The following is a 16,119-nucleotide window of genomic DNA, read 5'->3' as shown; positions in this document are numbered from 1 at the left end:
AAATTAGCCCTCCAATTCAAAGCGATAATCTTCAACTACAGTGTTAGCCAGCAGCTTCTCGCACATCGCTTTGACACGGGCTTCCGCCTCAGCGCGATCATCGGTATCCAGCACCAATTCCATATATTTGCCGATGCGAACACTATCCACTTCCTTAAACCCCATGGAATGAAGCGCCCCCTGAACGGCGACCCCTTGCGGGTCAAGTACGCTTTGCTTGATCGTGACATATACGCTCGCTTTCATCATGTTCTTCGTATTCCTCCTAAAGGTGCGGACTTCACGTCCATATTTTGATAATCCAATGAAGCTCAAATGAATGCTCAAAACCAAAACCAGTGCTTGCCATGCGGACGATGAGGCACTGCGGTTTCGGGCTTACGATAGTTCGCTGCCGGTCAACCTTTGGTAAATATCACGATAACGCCGCGTCGTTTCCTCTACAACATGTGCCGGAAGCGGGTCAGGCGCGCTGTTCTTGTCCCAATCTGTGCCAGACAAATAGGCGCGTACAGGCTCCTTATCCATGCTGTCGATCTCAATATCCAGTGCATAGTTCTCTTTGGCCCAGAAGCGCGAGGCGTCAGGGGTGAAAATTTCGTCGATCAAAATCAGCTTACCGTCCACCAGCCCGAACTCCAGCTTGCAGTCGGCCAGGATAATACCGCGCTCTTCACAGTAATCACGGGCGAAGGCGTACATCTCCAGGCTACGGCTGCGCAGCTGCCAGGCCAATTCCTTGCCAACCCGGGCTGCCATGGTCTCGAAGGAGATATCCTCATCATGCCCGACATCATTTTTGGCCGCTGGAGTGAAGATCGGCTCAGCCAGCTTGGCATTCTTGCGCAGGCCGTCCGGCAGCCGGATACCGTTGATCTCGCGCGTTTGCTCATATTGACGCCAGCCACCGCCCGTCACATAGCCGCGCACAACGCATTCAATATCAATACGCTCCGCCTTGCGCGTTACCATGACCCGGTTCCTCAGTGCCTCCCGGTGCTCAGCCGGAATTACTTCACCCAGCCGCTCTACATCGGTATGAATCACATGATTGTCCAGTACCTGCTCCGTCTTCTCGAACCAGAATGCACTCAGACGGTTCAGTACATTTCCTTTGTCCGGCACTGCCGGATCAAGCACGTAATCGAATGCCGAGATGCGATCCGTTACCACGATCAGGAAATGCTCACCCAAATCGTACAGCTCCCTCACCTTGCCTTTGTACAGCAGTGGGGCCTGAATGAGTTCCGCTGCCGTAGAAATTGCCGATACTGGCATGTTGTCGTTCCTCCTCCAAAATGCTTGCTATTCCAATCCCAACTTGCGGAAAATGGTGTCTACATGCTTCAAATGCCAAGCCGGATTAAAGGCAGCCTCGATCTCTTCCTTACTCAGCACGCTGGTAATCTCCGGCGTCTCCTCGATAATCTCGCGAAATTGACGCTGTGTCTCCCAAGCCTGCATCGCCCGTGGCTGCACGGTGTCATAGGCTTGCTCGCGGCTGAAGCCCTTGTCAATCAGCATGGTCATTACACGGCCCGAGAACGGCACACCATACGTACGCGCCATATTGCGCTTCATATTTTCCGGGAATACAGTCAGATTCTTCACAATGTTGCCAAAGCGGTTCAGCATATAGTTCAGCAGCATGGTCGCATCCGGCAAAATAACCCGTTCTACCGAGGAATGGGAAATATCGCGTTCATGCCACAGCGTTACGTTCTCATAAGCGGACAGCATATGTCCGCGAATGACGCGAGACAAGCCGGAAATGTTCTCGCAGCCAATCGGATTGCGCTTATGCGGCATGGCCGACGAGCCCTTTTGTCCTTTGGCGAAGGCTTCCTCCACCTCGCGGAATTCACTTTTCTGCAAGGCGCGAATTTCCGTTGCGAACTTGTCCAGCGAGGTGGCGACGAGCGCCAGCGTCCCCATGTACTCCGCATGACGATCGCGTTGCAGCGTCTGCGTCGAGATCGGCGCCGCCTTCGTGCCTAGCTTCTGGCACACGAACTCCTCCACGGATGGATCAATGTTGGCATACGTACCCACCGCTCCGGATATTTTGCCGTATTGTACATTGTCAGCCGCATGACGGAACCGTTCCAGATTCCGTTTCATTTCCTCATGCCACAAGGCCATTTTGAGACCAAAGGTCGTTGGCTCGGCATGTACACCATGGGTGCGGCCCATCATCGGCGTATCCTTGTAGGCGAGTGCTTTTTCCTTTAAAATTTCGATGAAATTAACGATATCCTTCTCCAAAATTTCGTTGGCCTGCTTCAGCAAATACCCCAGTGCTGTATCAACCACATCTGTCGAAGTCAGCCCGTAATGCACCCATTTCCGTTCCGCGCCCAGGCTTTCTGACACCGCACGGGTAAAGGCGATTACATCATGTCGCGTCTCCTGCTCAATCTCGTATATGCGGTCGATATCGAAGGAAGCGTTCTTCCGCAGCAGAGCGGCATCCTCCTTCGGAATGACACCAAGCTCGGCCCAAGCCTCGCATGCGCAAAGCTCTACCTCCAGCCAAGCCTTGAATTTGTTCTCTTCCGTCCAGATCGCTCTCATTTCCGGTCTGCTGTAACGTTCGATCATTTGTGTTCATTCCTCCAAATTTTGGTTTGCTCGATCCACTGAAGCCCATCCTCTACCTCATGGCAAAGCAGGTTGATATGACCCATTTTGCGTTTAGGTGCAGCTCCGTTCTTTCCGTATAAATGCACCTTGGGTATAACCGCAGACCGTCCGTCCTGGGACTTGTCCACTCGTTTATCCTCTTCTATAGAAAGCCATTGTCCGCTGGTCATGGCCGTACGAACCGCTTCCAGGTGCTCGCCGAGGATATTCACCATAACCACAGGAGTTAATAGCTCCGTGCGCCCCAGCGGCAAGTTGCATATAGCTCGTACATGCTGCTCGAATTGCGAGGTCGTACAGGCCTCCATGGTGTAGTGACCCGAGTTGTGGGGACGTGGGGCGAGTTCGTTCACGAACAGTTCCCCATCTGCCGTCAGGAACATTTCAACGGCCAGCAGGCCCGCCGCTTCCATGCCTTCGGCAATTCGGGCCGCCAGCTCCTCGGCTCTCCGCTTCACATCATCCTCAATCCGTGCCGGGACGATGGAAATATGCAGAATATTCTCCCGGTGAATGTTCTCCGCTACCGGGAAGGTTCTCACCTCGCCGCGAGGGCTGCGCGCCGCAATGACGGACAATTCCTTAACGAAGGGAATAAACTGCTCCAGCACCAATTCCGTACCTGCACGACTCAATTCCTCATAAGCAGGGGCGATATCTTCTTCCGAACGAAGCACCCATTGTCCCTTGCCATCATAGCCGCCGGTCGCTGTCTTAAGCACGGAAGGCAGACCTAAACGACCCACCGCAGAGCGCAGTTCGTCCTCGCTGCCAATTTCCTCATACGGCGCCACCTTGGCCCCGGTCGCCTCTACAGCCCGCTTCTCACGCAGCCGATGCTGTGTCGTATAGAGCAGACGGCTTCCTTGTGGCACAAGGGAGGTTTCCTCCAGCAACGCGGCCACTTTGGCATCCACATTTTCAAATTCATAGGTAATGACATCCGAACGCTGCGCCAGCCCCCGGGCTGCAGTCTGATCATCATAACGCGCCACAATCTGCTCTGCCACCTGACCACACGGAGCGTCCGGTGTCGGGTCCAGAGTTACAAAGCGGTAGCCCAGATTGCTGCCCGCCAGCGCCATCATTCGGCCTAACTGGCCGCCGCCCAATATCCCGATCATCGCTCCTGGCCCGATTACAGGCGTACCGCTATCGCCAGCTTTGTCCAACCAATTCCCGCTCATTCGATCGCTCCCAGTTCAGCGCTGCTATCCAGCACCTCATCCTTGATCCGATCTCGGCGCTGCTGAACACGTGACATCAAATCGGCATCAAACACCCCCAGCATTTGAGCAGCCAGCAAACCGGCATTGATGGCTCCCGCTTTACCGATGGCCACCGTTGCTACAGGGATGCCGCCAGGCATTTGCACGATGGACAACAGGGAGTCCAATCCGTTCAGTGCCGCTGATTTCACCGGCACACCGATGACCGGGAGCGTCGTCTTGGCCGCAACCATCCCTGGCAAGTGGGCAGCACCTCCGGCCCCCGCAATAATGACCTTGATTCCACGACCCGCAGCTTGCTCCGCATATTCAAACATTAAATCCGGCGTACGATGCGCGGATACGACATTTTTCTCGTAGGGTACGCGCAGTTCCTCCAAGATGGCGCAAGCGTGGGACATCGTCTCCCAGTCCGACTTGCTGCCCATAATTACGGCAACCTGTGCTGTCATGCTTCAGCCCTCTTTCTATAAATAATAGACATTCCTATTCATTATAAGGGTTGTTCAAAAAGTCGTCTTCCCATGACGAAGCTGTTCGAGAAGTGAATTCGACATCGAATCTTGAATTTAGCCGGGCCAAGTGTAGGCTTCCGTAGTATGTTTCTTGCAGAAACATTTCAGTTGCTCACGTACCCTTGCTTCCGAAGTCGTTTTCTCCGAAACCGTGTAGCTCCGCTTCTCAGTCCCTGGCTTCATCGGGGCTCAAGCGTATTGAAAAAACGCACATCGGAAGCATAAGCTTCGATCCTGTAAACCCAACTTTTTGAACACGTATTATAATTAATCGCCGGAGCGTTAAAAAGGTCCGGAACTCCCTGGAAAATAGCAAGTATTCTCCAACAATCCCGGACCTTCGAGGGAATACGGAACAAATGCGCACCCTTAGACGAAAAATGCGCGGCAACGCAAAGCCCGGTGCATTCTGGGCCCCAGGCTTACCTTAATCCGTATTCGCTCGTAGTCCAAGAATTTACGGTTCTCGGGTAGAAACTTCCAGGCCTTATTCCCGGCATTATACGAGTTCATTATATTCCCGGCGGCGAACCGCCTTTGCTCCCCTAGTGTACCAATCGCTCCCCCTTGATGTCAACTCAAACACGAACATTAAATGAATGTAAAATACGAATGTTCGTCTTTGAGCTTAGGAAGCCCAATTTCCAATTTCTTAGTTCCCTATAGAAATAATTATGAATGTCTGAGAAGAGCCTCAAATCGTGGATAAATTGCGAAGATTTCTTCATTACTGGGGAAAGCTTGCAGGCTGATGAACAGATCGCCGGAGATCCGGTATGAAGCCTGAAGCAGCGAGCGGAGTCCATACCGGAGGCAGCTTTTCCATCGATGACCACATCTTCAGGAGCTTCTTCCCAACTGCTCCTGAAGTTCAATATACAGCACTTGCAGAAATTTTTTGATGTTCACCTTTACTTTGCCGCTTGGCTCGCGTTCCTCTTCAATCTCCTTCATTTTCAACCTTACATCTTCAAAGTCAAAATACAGTGGCGCATAGTATTCAAAACGGGGGTTGCCGTAATCGGTAAGTCCCAGAGAGGCGAGATTGGATAGTCCGGCCGTCAAAGCACGTCTTAACCGTTGCTCGATGGCCTTAATTTCCTTGGCGATGTCCTCCGGCTGGCTCTTGTAAGCCGACGCTACTTGGCAGTATAGCTCCTTCAGCGGCGGCAGGTTGCCGTTATCCCCACGCTCCAGTAATAAATCCATAATTGCGATCATATCCCGGCTGCCCGCCTCCCCAATTAATCCCATGTTCATCAGGATGGGCTGAATAGCTTCACGTACCGTCGGTTTGCCTGCGGACACAAGACGTACGTCTCTCAAGCCCTCCAGCTTCTTGAGACTAGCCTTGATTTCGTCCAAATAATGACTCATCGCGTAACGTTCATTTACCTTTCGCAGTACCGTTTCTACTTCAATCCGATTGATGGGCTTGCGGATAAAGAACTCAATGCCACTGCGATAGGCCCGGCCTACCATATCCTGATTTTCGATTTGTGAGATCATCACAAATCGGGAATTGCAGCCTTGAGCGCGCAGCGAGTCAATAGCCTCGATACCGTCCTGATCCGGCATAAGCAAATCCATTAACACAATATCGGGTGCTTCGCTTAAAATTTGCCGTACCCCCTCCAGGCTGTCACTGGCCGCTCCGGTTACCTCGCCGAGGCCACTATCCTCGATAATATGCTGAAGCATTTTTCTTGCGCCGGCATCATCATCTACAATACAGAAAGATAGAGACATCTTGGACTCCTCCTCTATTAAGGTAGTGATCTTCCTGTCATCAGATTTGCATATGTATTTGGGATTTACGCAGCACATCCGTAGATATTCTTACCTGAAACAACGCACCCCCCAGCCTCGGAGCCCTTCCTATAGAAATCCCCCCGTCGAACTGCTTCACAATATCGCGCACATGCGACAGACCAATGCCCGTGGCAGCAATGCCTTCTTCATCAAATTTGGTCGTAAAGCCAGGTTCAAACAATAGCTCCTGATCCGTCTGACGAATCCCGCTCCCGCTATCACTCACCATGAATAACGTGAATCCGGCTTGCTCCCGGATCTCCAAATGAATTTGCCCTTGCCCCTGTATAGCCTCTACCGCATTAGCCGTCAGATTATTTAACAGTGTAAGGAGAGGAATATAGTTCACTGTTGCATAATCGAACATCAGCTGATGCGTAAATGCAATGCTCTTACCGAGCATTTCCGCATACTGCTGATTGCTCTTGACCGTATAATGAAGAAGCCCCGACAGCAGCATATCCCCCGGGACCTCTTGATCGGTCAGCTTGATAAGCCCGGCCAGTATACGTTGAGAGTCCTTCTTCACTTCATGAATCTGCTGAGTGATGCAAAGCACCTGGTGAGCAGGCCCAGCCCGTTCTTCCTCCTTCAAATCCCGGTACAGCTCATAGCTGTGAAGGGTCACCTGCTCTAGCGTACCGATCGACTTCTTCAAATAGAACACCTCGCCGTACAATCCGGAGCTAAAGCCAAGCATCTGCTCCATTCGCCGGTTCTGCTCCTGCTGAATGATTCGCATCCGACTAACGGCAATACTGCTATAAATGCCGGTCACAAAATAGGTGCGGAGCATCGCAATCGCCATAAGAAAGGACCATTCGTTCAGTTGGAAGGTGGTTGTTCCGGTGACGAGCAGCCGGGTCAGGAGTTCGGATTCATTGGACATCAGATCGATGACCGCCATGACCGCCCCCAGAGCGAGTGGATAGAGACGATCCAGCCGTGGCTTAATCGCGTTCATCCCTATAGCAAATACGATGTAGTAAATCCCAGCCGAACAGTGCCGGGTCAGGCTGTCCACAGCATTCAGGCCATTACCCAGCAGCGAATCCAGACCCATGCGGAACAGCAGCACCGTGATGCCGGTCACGATTCCGGTAGCTACATAGGGGAGACGCCGCATAAGCAGCAAAAACAGCAGGAATGCACTGCTCCCCAGACCAATTCGGAAGATATCATCGGCAAAAGGGTTAATCTTCAATTCCCCGGCAATCGCAGTTCCTAGCGCAACAGCACCGATTTGTACATATGAGCGCTTTAAAAAGGCGCCCCCCATGGCCATCACCACATTCCGTTAACTCATTGTTGCCCATTATCGTACCATATTTCGGGGTTACCGCCTATACCTTCCATTTCATAGCATGTCAGAAGTATGTCAGAATTGTTTTCAAGCGTGCCGGGCCTCCAATCTGCGAGAGATGATTGACAACAAGAAGTTGACGGTAAAATAAATCAGAGCTACCAGCAACAGAATTGGAATCGTATAGCTATAGCCATGCCCGATGATGATGCCTGCATGGTGCATTAACTCCGGTAAAGAGACAACAACGGCCAGCGACGTATCCTTTAACAATGCTATGAACTGGCTGACCAAGGGTGGGATCATTCGCCTTAGCCCTTGTGGCAGCACGATATGCCATAACGTTTGGAACGTGCTCAGGCCAGATGACCTTGCAGCCTCCACCTGCCCCCGATCGATGGAGTTCAGCCCTCCACGCACGATCTCCGCAATCATCGCCGCCTCGAAGATGGTCAAGCCGATAATCGTTGCCGTGACCAGGCCCAGGCGAATTCCAGCCTCCGGCAACGCAAACCGCATAAAGAAAATGATCAGCAGCAATGGCAAATTACGAATCAGCTCCACACTTACCATCAATATCGGTGACAGCACCGGCATTTGAATGTAACGTATAATTCCTACTACACAGCCAATCAGAAAGCTGAACACAATGGAGGCTCCTGCCACAATCAGGGTAACTCCCAGGCCTTCCATCAAAAAGCTCAAGTTCTCGGCGCTGTACGCTCCTATAAAGTCCATCCCTCACCATCCTTTCGTACAAGCGCTCTATTCATATTTCCGCTCAAGTCTTTGCTCCCAGACCCTTACACCGTAGCTTAACGGAAGCGTCAGCGCCAGATAGAACAGAGCCACAAATATATAGGTATCGAAGGTCCGATACGTACTGGTATTAATGATGTCGGCAAAATACATCAAATCCAGGCCGGCCACAATGGTCAGTACCGATGAGTTCTTGATCAAGTTAATGAACTGATTGCCTAGCGGCGGAATTACCAACCGAATAGCCTGCGGCAAAATTACATGCACCATCGTCTGGGCATAGCCAAGCCCGGAGGAGCGCGCCGCTTCGGTCTGCCCTTGAGGAACCGCCATAATCCCGGCGCGAATAGCTTCCGCGATAAAGGAAGAGGTGTAGACCGCCAGCCCGATCGTTCCGGCTGTGAAGCCATCCAGCGGCATTCCCAGCACCGATGGTCCGTAATAGAAAATATATACGACCAGCAAAAGCGGAATATTGCGAAGAAATTCTACATAACCCGTACCGAACCAGCGAAGGGGCCGGAGAGGGCCGATGCGGAATACCGCAATCAGCGCTCCAAGCAGAAAGCTGCCGGCCAAAGCCATGAGGCTGGACAACACCGTCCCGCGAAACCCTTCCATATAAGTACCAAAATACTCTGTGAGTATCGTAATATCCATCACATAACTCCTTACTCAACAGGCTTCTTGCCAATCCATTTCTCATAAATGGCATCGTATTCCCCGCTATCATGAAGTGCCTTCAGGGTATCATTAATGGCTTGCACAATATCCGTGTTGCCTTTCTGCACAGCAATGCCGTATGGTTCATCCGTGAACGGCTTGCCAACCACCTCGTAATTGGAATCCTGCGCAGCCATACCGTATAAAATAGAGTCGTCCGTGGTCAACGCCGCACCTTGCCCGGCCTTCAACGCATTGAAAGCGTCCTGGTAGTTATCGAATTCCAGCACCTTAACACCGGACACCTGATCACGGATATTTTTAACCGAAGTCGAGCCCTTCGTTCCCAGAACCGTGGTCTCTGCCGTCACGTCTTCAATGCCCTGAATGGGACTGCCCTTCTTCACCAGCAGCGATTGTCCCGCCTGGAAGTAGACATCAGAGAAATCAACCTCCTGCTTGCGCTCCTCGGTAATCGTCATTGTGGCGACCACCATATCGATCTCTCCATTATTCAGCATGGGAATCCGTGTCTTGGAGGTGACCTCCTTCAACTCGATGGCGTTCTCATCATTCAGGACATGCTTGGCAATGGCCTTGGAAATATCGATATCAAAACCTTCGACATTACCGCTGGCCGGGTCCTTAAGGCCAAAGAGCTTCGTATCATATTTCACCCCGACAACCAGCTTGCCGCGTTCCTTGATCTTATCTAAAGCGCCACCCGCACTCTCCCCAGCAGCCGGAGCTGTATTGTTGCCACCGCTTGCCGTATTCCCCTCCACCCCATTGCTTCCACAACCTGCCAAGACGAACACCGCACAAGCCGCTGCAATACTGAACAATTTCATGCTTTTTCTCATATCCAGTTCCTCCCTCGATTTTTTTAGAGGTCATTCAAAAAGTACAGGCTATTTAATGGCTTAACAATCTGCTCAAAAAGGTACGCGTCCGTTCCTCACGAGGCTGAGAGAAAAATTCCTCCGGTCCCGCTTCCTCCACGATCTGCCCCTGGTCCATGAAGATAATGCGGTCGGCTACCTCACGAGCAAAGCCCATCTCATGCGTCACCACCACCATCGTCATCCCTTCACGGGCCAAGTTGCGCATCACGTCCAGCACTTCGCCTACCATCTCGGGGTCTAGCGCCGACGTTGGCTCATCGAAGAGCATGATCTTCGGCTTCATTGCCAGCCCCCTGGCAATTGCCACCCGTTGCTGCTGCCCGCCCGACAATTGAGAGGGATAAGCTTGCGCCTTGTCGGCTATACCTACCTTCTCCAGATAGAACAATGCCGTCTGCTCCGCTTCCGCCTTTGTAATACCCAGTACCTTGACCGGCGCCAACGTGATATTGTCGATCACTTTCTTATGGGGGTACAGGTTGAAATGCTGGAAGACCATACCAATGTCCCGCCGCAGCTTATTAATATCGGTCTTCCGATCATTGACGGGAATGCCACCCACGCTTAGCTCACCGCTCGTAATCTTCTCCAGGCGGTTGATACAGCGCAGCATCGTGCTTTTGCCCGAGCCGGATGGGCCGACGATAACCACAACCTCCCCTTCTACAACCTCCAGATTAATTTCCTTAAGCACGTGAAAATGCCCATAATGTTTATCGACCTGGCCAAAATGGATCAACTTGCTTCCTCCTTTCCCCTATCCTGCTGATGCCAAACATATGTGAGTAATCATGACATTTGAAATTAACCTTACTGCAAAGACTATATAAAACTATATTTTCCTATACGTCCGTCTCTTTTTACACGAAAAATAGCGGGTATGACGATAGACAAGCGTCAACTATTCTTACACCAAAGCTACCTTAAAAAGCCTGCGTTCAAGTCATGTGATTCCACGACAAAAAAGCCTCCATCCCCACAAAATGTGGGGATGAAAGCTTTGGTATAAATGATCTATTTTACAATAAGCACCGGAACCTCAGCATGCTGCACAACATTATGACTGACACTGCCAAGCACAAATTGGCGAATGCCGCCCAGCCCGCGGCTGCCGATCACAATCAGATCCACTCCACGCTCCTTCGCATAGTCCAGAATTGTCTCCGCCGGAGAGCCCTGTACCATGCTGACATTGGGTGCTGCGCCTGCAGCCTCAAGCCGTTGTTCTGCCTCCAGCACGATTTGCTCCGCCAGCTCGTAGACCTCCTTATTTATTGAAGCCGGCACGGGGGCGAATCCTTCGGCCACATAGAGGCGGGGGTAATCATACGCATGCAGCACCTGAAGCTGCGTCCCGGGTGACAATTTGCTCAAGGCAACCGCCTTGTCCAGAGCCTTGTTCGCTGCCTTCGATCCGTCATACGCTACTAAAATATTCTGAAATAACATGCCAAACACCTCTCTCTTGTTCTGGAATCAACGAGGTAAGCCATGGAACATTCTAGCCCCATGTTTATTATATACCCCGTTTGGACCCGGTAGAAAAGCCAAGCCGGATTTTACCCTATGAGAGAGACGTTATTTTCTTGTTGACGAGAACGAAGACACTTCAAGCTATGCTCGGACTAGTGTTTCAGATCAACAAGTAACCATAGAGCACAGCGTTAAGCAGCAGAAGCAATGGAATACCGATTCGGAAGCTCATATGCTTCGTCTTGTGCCGCTTGGCATTCATCGCCAGCAGCACACCCAGGGCTCCGCCCAAGGCAGCCAGCAAAAACAGAGTCTTCTCGGGTACCCGGTCACGTCTTTGCCGTGCCCGCTTCTTATCGTCGGACATGACCAGATATGCCACGGAATTGATAAACAGGAACCACACCAGCAAGGCTACTCTCATGTATACAGCCTCCTTCCTATTTTCCGTTTGAGCGGATTTGCCACCCCGTTTATAGGCTTGGTGAACAATGAGGATGAGTGTCTTACCTATGCAGGGCTTACACTCACCGTTTCAGGTCTAGACCAAATCTCCGGCAGCTTATACTATCAAACTTTTAAGCGTCGCCCTTCTTCTCCATGGCTGCCTTAAGCAGTTCTCCCAGGTTGGTTCCCGCAGATTCTGTCTGGGAATATTGCTTCACCAGCTTTTGCTGTTCTCGCTTGTTCACATGCTTGTTGTCCTTGTTAACCACTTCCGTAATACCGCAGGATAGGCATTGCACATACATCCCCGCCTTGCCTTCCTTCATCTCCATCTTCTTGTGGCACTGCGGACAGCGGCGGTTAGACAAGCGCTTCTCACCGGAACGACGGTAGCCGCAGTCCTCGCTTGGGCATATAAGCATCATTCCACGGCCTGTCTTCTTCTCCAGTAAACGCGTTCCACAATCCGGGCAATGGCTGTTCGATACATTATGGGGCTTATACGTAGCTTCGCTGTATTTCACACCCCGGACCAATTGGGCGGCCATCTCGCGGATGCCCTGCAAGAATGGCTCCGGCTTGCCCTGACCTCGGGCAATCTGCTCCAGTTCCGCTTCCCAGCGGGCTGTCAGATTCGGTGAGCGTAAATCAGCTGGAGCAAGCTCAATCAACTGCTTGCCCTTGCCTGTAGGATGCAGCGAATTGCCCTGCCGTTCAATCGTATCGGAATGGACCAGCTTCTCGATGATGTCCGCGCGGGTGGCCGGGGTCCCCAGACCATGCTTCTCCATCTGGGTTAGCAAAGCCGCTTCGGTATAACGCTTCGGCGGTTGAGTCCTTCCGGAGATTACCTGACAGCGCTGAACCGACAGCTTTTGCCCCTGCTTCAACTCCGGCAAGGCTGACTGACTATCGTCTTCCTCTTCGCCTTCATCCTCCATCGCTTGCCCGTCATAAACGGCCCGCCAGCCGCTATCCTTCATCGTTGTGCCCTTGGCATGCAGTGTCTCACCGCCTGCTTCCACTGTCACCGTAACTTGATCGAACCGGGCAGGCGGATAAAACAAGCTGATAAATCTCCTTACGATCAAATCATACAGCTTGCGTTCCTCAGGACTCAGCGCATGGAGCAGCACCGTTTGTTCGGTTGGAATAATGGCATGATGATCCGTGACCTTGCTATCGTCCACTATCCGCTTGCCGAGGGGCAACGACTTGCGCAGGAGCGGTCGGGCCAACGGCGCATAAGGACCTACCGCCACACTGGTGAGCCGTTCCTTTAGCGTATCAGCCATATCAGCCGTCAAATAACGCGAATCGGTCCGCGGATAGGTAACCAATTTGTGCTGTTCATACAACCGCTGCAACACGTTGGAGGTCTGCTTGGCCGAGAAACCCAACTGACGGTTGGCATCCCGTTGCAGTTCTGTTAAGTCGTAAGCCAATGGATGAGGGATCGTCTTCTCGTTCTTCACCAGCTTGACGATGCTGCCGGAGGCTCCCTCCAGCTTGCGCTTCAGCTCTTCCAACCGATTGGCTTCAAAGATGCGTGAATCCCCGTTTGCCCCCCGCCATATGGCTTCAAAAGCACCGAAATTAGCCCGCAGCACATGGTACTCTTCTGAACGGAAGCGGGTAATCTCATTCTCCCGCTCCATAATCATCCCAAGCGTTGGCGTCTGCACCCGCCCGGCTGACAACGGGGAACCGAATTTCGTCGTTAGTGCCCGGGTAACGTTCAAGCCTACCATCCAGTCAGCTTCGGCACGACAACGAGCCGAGTGGTACAGCCGCTCATACTTACTGCCCGGCTTCAAGGATGCAAAGCCTTCCTTGATGGCCTTGTCGGTCTGCGAGGATATCCACAACCGCTTGAACGGCTTGCTCCACTTCACCATATCCATGATCCACCGAGCAAGCAGTTCGCCTTCGCGAGCCGCATCTGTAGCCACGATCAGCTCCCCGATATCCTGCCGTCGCATCAATTGCTGCACCGCCTTGAATTGATGGCTGCTCTCGCGCAATACCTTCAGCTTCATCTTCCCCGGCAGGATCGGTAAATCCTCCAAGGACCATTGCTTATATTTCCCGTCGTATTCCTCCGGCTCAGCCAGTCCCACCAGATGGCCTAATGCCCAGGTCACCACATACTTCGGACCTTCAAAATGACTCTTATGCTTATCGCGGCTGCCGATGACCCGCGCAATTTCTCTTGCTACCGATGGCTTCTCCGCCAATACTAATATCTTCATAAATGGACGTAAACACTCCCTTCTTCTGCCTTATTATAGCATCCCTCCTGCATTTGAAGCGAAGTTTGGCTGGAGGCAAATTCATCACTTGCTTCAAGTGTGGTGAATAAGTTGCCGGAGAGCCGGTATGAAGCTGAAACAGCGGAAGCGGTCGCCTTTAAAGCTGAGTTTTTACCTTGTCAGGTTCAAATACTTCAATAAAATTCGGGTTTAACAGCGAGTGTAAGCCCATACCGGCCGCAGGCTCTATTATTCACCACATTTTAAAAAGGATTGAAAATTTATTTTAAAAATGATATAAACAAGTTGTAATTAGTACCAGGTTTTAATATCTGATTCTAAAATTGAAGGAGTGATCGAATTGGTTCAGCTAGCCCATGCCCGTATTACTGCCATCGGTTCCTACGTTCCCAAGCGGATTCTAACTAATGATGATCTGGAAAAAATGGTAGATACCAACGATGAGTGGATTGTCCAGCGCACCGGCATCAAACAGCGGCATATCTCCGCTGAAGATGAGTTCACCTCACACCTTTGTATACAAGCGGTTGAACAACTGCAAAGCCAGTATGGCGTGGCTTTGCATGATATGGAGCTCATCGTTGTTACTACCACAACGCCGGATTATCCGTTCCCTACGGTGTCCTGCCGTATTCAGCAGCATTTCGGCATGGAGCAGGCCGGGGCCATCGATCTGAACGCTACCTGTGCGGGATTTGCTTATGCCCTGCACCTGGTCAATGGCATGATCGCTGCGGGCTTGCATCGTAAAGTCCTGGTGGTTGCCGGAGAAACGATGTCCAAAATCACCGATTACAGTGACCGGAGCACCTGCATTCTGTTCGGAGATGGAGCTGGTGCCGTTCTGGTGGAACGTGACCGAGAGGATTCCTGGTTTGAAGCCTTCAACCTGGGTACAAATGGGGATGGCGGCATTCATGTATATGCCTCTGGCCTTTCAGAGCAAATGGACGGAATTCCTCTGATCGGCAAAGGAAAAATTGTGCAGAATGGCCGTGAGGTATTCAAATGGGCGGTACGCACCGTTTCTTCCGGCATTGAGCAGCTTCTTCAGCAAGCCGGACTCACTCGGGAGGACATTGATTGGTTTGTCCCGCATAGCGCCAACCTGCGCATGATTGAATCCATCTGCGAGAAGTCGGGCATACCTCTGGGCAAGACACTGCAAAGTGTTCAGAGCATGGGGAATACGTCTTCCGCTTCTATTCCATTAGCGCTGCAAGCCGGGGTTCATGAAGGACGACTTAAGCTGGGAGACCGGGTAATGCTCTATGGCTTTGGGGGCGGGCTTACCCATGCCGGACTCATCCTGCGCTGGGGCGTTGACAAGGCAATCTAAAATTCAGCTTCCCATCACAAAGGGAATTCAGGGAGTGCGAGCAGCGGCGAATCTTGAACTCTGCCTGTGCCCTCCGCTGCTCACGTAGGATTTACCTACGCTGCGCTGCTCTGCCGCTGGTATCGTTCAACCTTCTAACCGATATTTGCAAAAGGGCCTATTCAGCGTAGTACGCCGGATAGGCCCTCTTTTGAGCAACACTCCGCTTCGCTAGGACAACCGCTTAACGGATTGGCATCCTTACTTAGCTATATTTATTAAAAGAACTATGGTGACACACCCCACGCCACATTAACAGGAAATCCTCCAGCTAATATTTACCTCTAACCACATTATTAGGATATTATAGGGAATTCCTCCATATAATTCGACTAAAAACGTTGAATATGGACCTAAAGTGTGAATTTATAGGGACTTTTTCCTTTTAAATGCTGAAATTCAGCCCATTTCCCCAAATTAGCAGGAGGATTGGACCTCTGTCAAGAAAGTGGACACTCTTTAACCGACTCTTCTCTTATTGAACTGCGCAGCAAAACGAACCGGTGATAAATAGCCTAGTGAACCGTGGATCCGTTTGCGATTGTAGAAAAACTCAAGATAGCGGTAGATTTCATCGTAGGCTTGTTGCTTGGTCTTAAATCGCTTGCAATAAATCAGCTCTTTCTTCAGAATGCTATGAAAAGACTCTATACAAGCATTATCATAACAGTTGCCTTTGCGGCTCATGCTGGCCTTCATGCGATACGTGTTAAGTTGTT

At 51.5% G+C, this 16,119-nt stretch carries 16 protein-coding genes and 1 riboswitch; of the genes, 1 reads left to right on the top strand and 15 read right to left on the bottom strand.

From position 1 onward, the window contains the following. Positions 1 to 3: 3 nt before the first annotated feature. From purS to C557_RS0120255, 14 genes are all read right to left on the bottom strand, one after another. Positions 4 to 249: a phosphoribosylformylglycinamidine synthase subunit PurS gene (purS, locus tag C557_RS0120320; protein ID WP_018753696.1), complete on the bottom strand. Its 246-nt coding sequence runs from the start codon at positions 247 to 249 to the stop codon at positions 4 to 6. A gap of 129 nt (positions 250 to 378) precedes the next feature. Then, the gene (locus tag C557_RS0120315; RefSeq protein WP_018753695.1) at positions 379 to 1,278 is read right to left on the bottom strand and encodes a phosphoribosylaminoimidazolesuccinocarboxamide synthase; all 900 of its coding nucleotides are present in this window, start codon (positions 1,276 to 1,278) and stop codon (positions 379 to 381) included. A 27-nt stretch (positions 1,279 to 1,305) separates the two neighbouring features. Next, entirely contained in the window at positions 1,306 to 2,601 is a 1,296-nt protein-coding gene (gene purB / locus C557_RS0120310) for an adenylosuccinate lyase (RefSeq protein WP_018753694.1), read from the bottom strand. Beyond that, the gene (gene purK, locus C557_RS0120305) at positions 2,598 to 3,830 is read right to left on the bottom strand and encodes a 5-(carboxyamino)imidazole ribonucleotide synthase (RefSeq protein ID WP_018753693.1); all 1,233 of its coding nucleotides are present in this window, start codon (positions 3,828 to 3,830) and stop codon (positions 2,598 to 2,600) included. Before purK ends, purB begins: the two co-directional genes overlap by 4 nt. Then, positions 3,827 to 4,324, bottom strand: a complete 498-nt coding sequence (gene purE, locus C557_RS0120300; protein ID WP_018753692.1) for a 5-(carboxyamino)imidazole ribonucleotide mutase — start codon at positions 4,322 to 4,324, stop codon at positions 3,827 to 3,829. The genes purK and purE overlap by 4 nt, the downstream gene beginning before the upstream one ends. A 488-nt stretch (positions 4,325 to 4,812) precedes the next feature. Beyond that, positions 4,813 to 4,914, bottom strand: a riboswitch (purine riboswitch). A 313-nt stretch (positions 4,915 to 5,227) separates the two neighbouring features. Then, positions 5,228 to 6,136, bottom strand: coding sequence for a response regulator (locus tag C557_RS0120295; RefSeq protein ID WP_018753691.1), 909 nt, complete (start codon positions 6,134 to 6,136; stop codon positions 5,228 to 5,230). Between the two features lie 40 nt (positions 6,137 to 6,176). Then, positions 6,177 to 7,478, bottom strand: coding sequence for an ATP-binding protein (locus C557_RS0120290; RefSeq protein WP_018753690.1), 1,302 nt, complete (start codon positions 7,476 to 7,478; stop codon positions 6,177 to 6,179). Positions 7,479 to 7,589: 111 nt separating this feature from the next. Beyond that, positions 7,590 to 8,240: an amino acid ABC transporter permease gene (locus C557_RS0120285; protein WP_018753689.1), complete on the bottom strand. Its 651-nt coding sequence runs from the start codon at positions 8,238 to 8,240 to the stop codon at positions 7,590 to 7,592. Positions 8,241 to 8,267: 27 nt separating this feature from the next. Further along, on the bottom strand, positions 8,268 to 8,921 hold the full coding sequence (locus C557_RS0120280; RefSeq protein ID WP_018753688.1) for an amino acid ABC transporter permease: 654 nt from the start codon (positions 8,919 to 8,921) through the stop codon (positions 8,268 to 8,270). An 11-nt stretch (positions 8,922 to 8,932) separates the two neighbouring features. Further along, positions 8,933 to 9,787, bottom strand: a complete 855-nt coding sequence (locus C557_RS0120275; protein WP_018753687.1) for a transporter substrate-binding domain-containing protein — start codon at positions 9,785 to 9,787, stop codon at positions 8,933 to 8,935. 52 nt (positions 9,788 to 9,839) lie between these two features. Next, positions 9,840 to 10,568, bottom strand: a complete 729-nt coding sequence (locus tag C557_RS0120270) for an amino acid ABC transporter ATP-binding protein (RefSeq protein WP_018753686.1) — start codon at positions 10,566 to 10,568, stop codon at positions 9,840 to 9,842. Positions 10,569 to 10,843: 275 nt separating this feature from the next. Continuing rightward, positions 10,844 to 11,278, bottom strand: coding sequence for a universal stress protein (locus C557_RS0120265; RefSeq protein WP_018753685.1), 435 nt, complete (start codon positions 11,276 to 11,278; stop codon positions 10,844 to 10,846). A gap of 184 nt (positions 11,279 to 11,462) precedes the next feature. Then, positions 11,463 to 11,726, bottom strand: a complete 264-nt coding sequence (locus C557_RS0120260; protein WP_018753684.1) for a DUF1294 domain-containing protein — start codon at positions 11,724 to 11,726, stop codon at positions 11,463 to 11,465. A 154-nt stretch (positions 11,727 to 11,880) separates the two neighbouring features. Next, entirely contained in the window at positions 11,881 to 14,001 is a 2,121-nt protein-coding gene (locus C557_RS0120255) for a DNA topoisomerase III (RefSeq protein ID WP_018753683.1), read from the bottom strand. A gap of 361 nt (positions 14,002 to 14,362) precedes the next feature. On the opposite strand from C557_RS0120255, the gene C557_RS0120250 reads away from it, so the two are divergent. Then, a complete protein-coding gene (locus C557_RS0120250; protein WP_018753682.1) occupies positions 14,363 to 15,361 on the top strand; it encodes a ketoacyl-ACP synthase III in 999 nt (332 codons plus the stop codon). Between the two features lie 498 nt (positions 15,362 to 15,859). On the opposite strand, the gene C557_RS0120245 is transcribed toward C557_RS0120250, so the two are convergent. Beyond that, positions 15,860 to 16,119 (bottom strand): integrase core domain-containing protein (locus C557_RS0120245; protein WP_018752118.1); only part of this gene is annotated, 260 nt, incomplete at its 5' end.

It is taken from the genome of Paenibacillus sanguinis 2301083 = DSM 16941 (genome assembly GCF_000374825.1).
Taxonomy (GTDB): Bacteria; Bacillota; Bacilli; order Paenibacillales; family Paenibacillaceae; genus Fontibacillus; species Fontibacillus sanguinis.
This window is presented reverse-complemented; position numbering and strand designations above follow the sequence as displayed.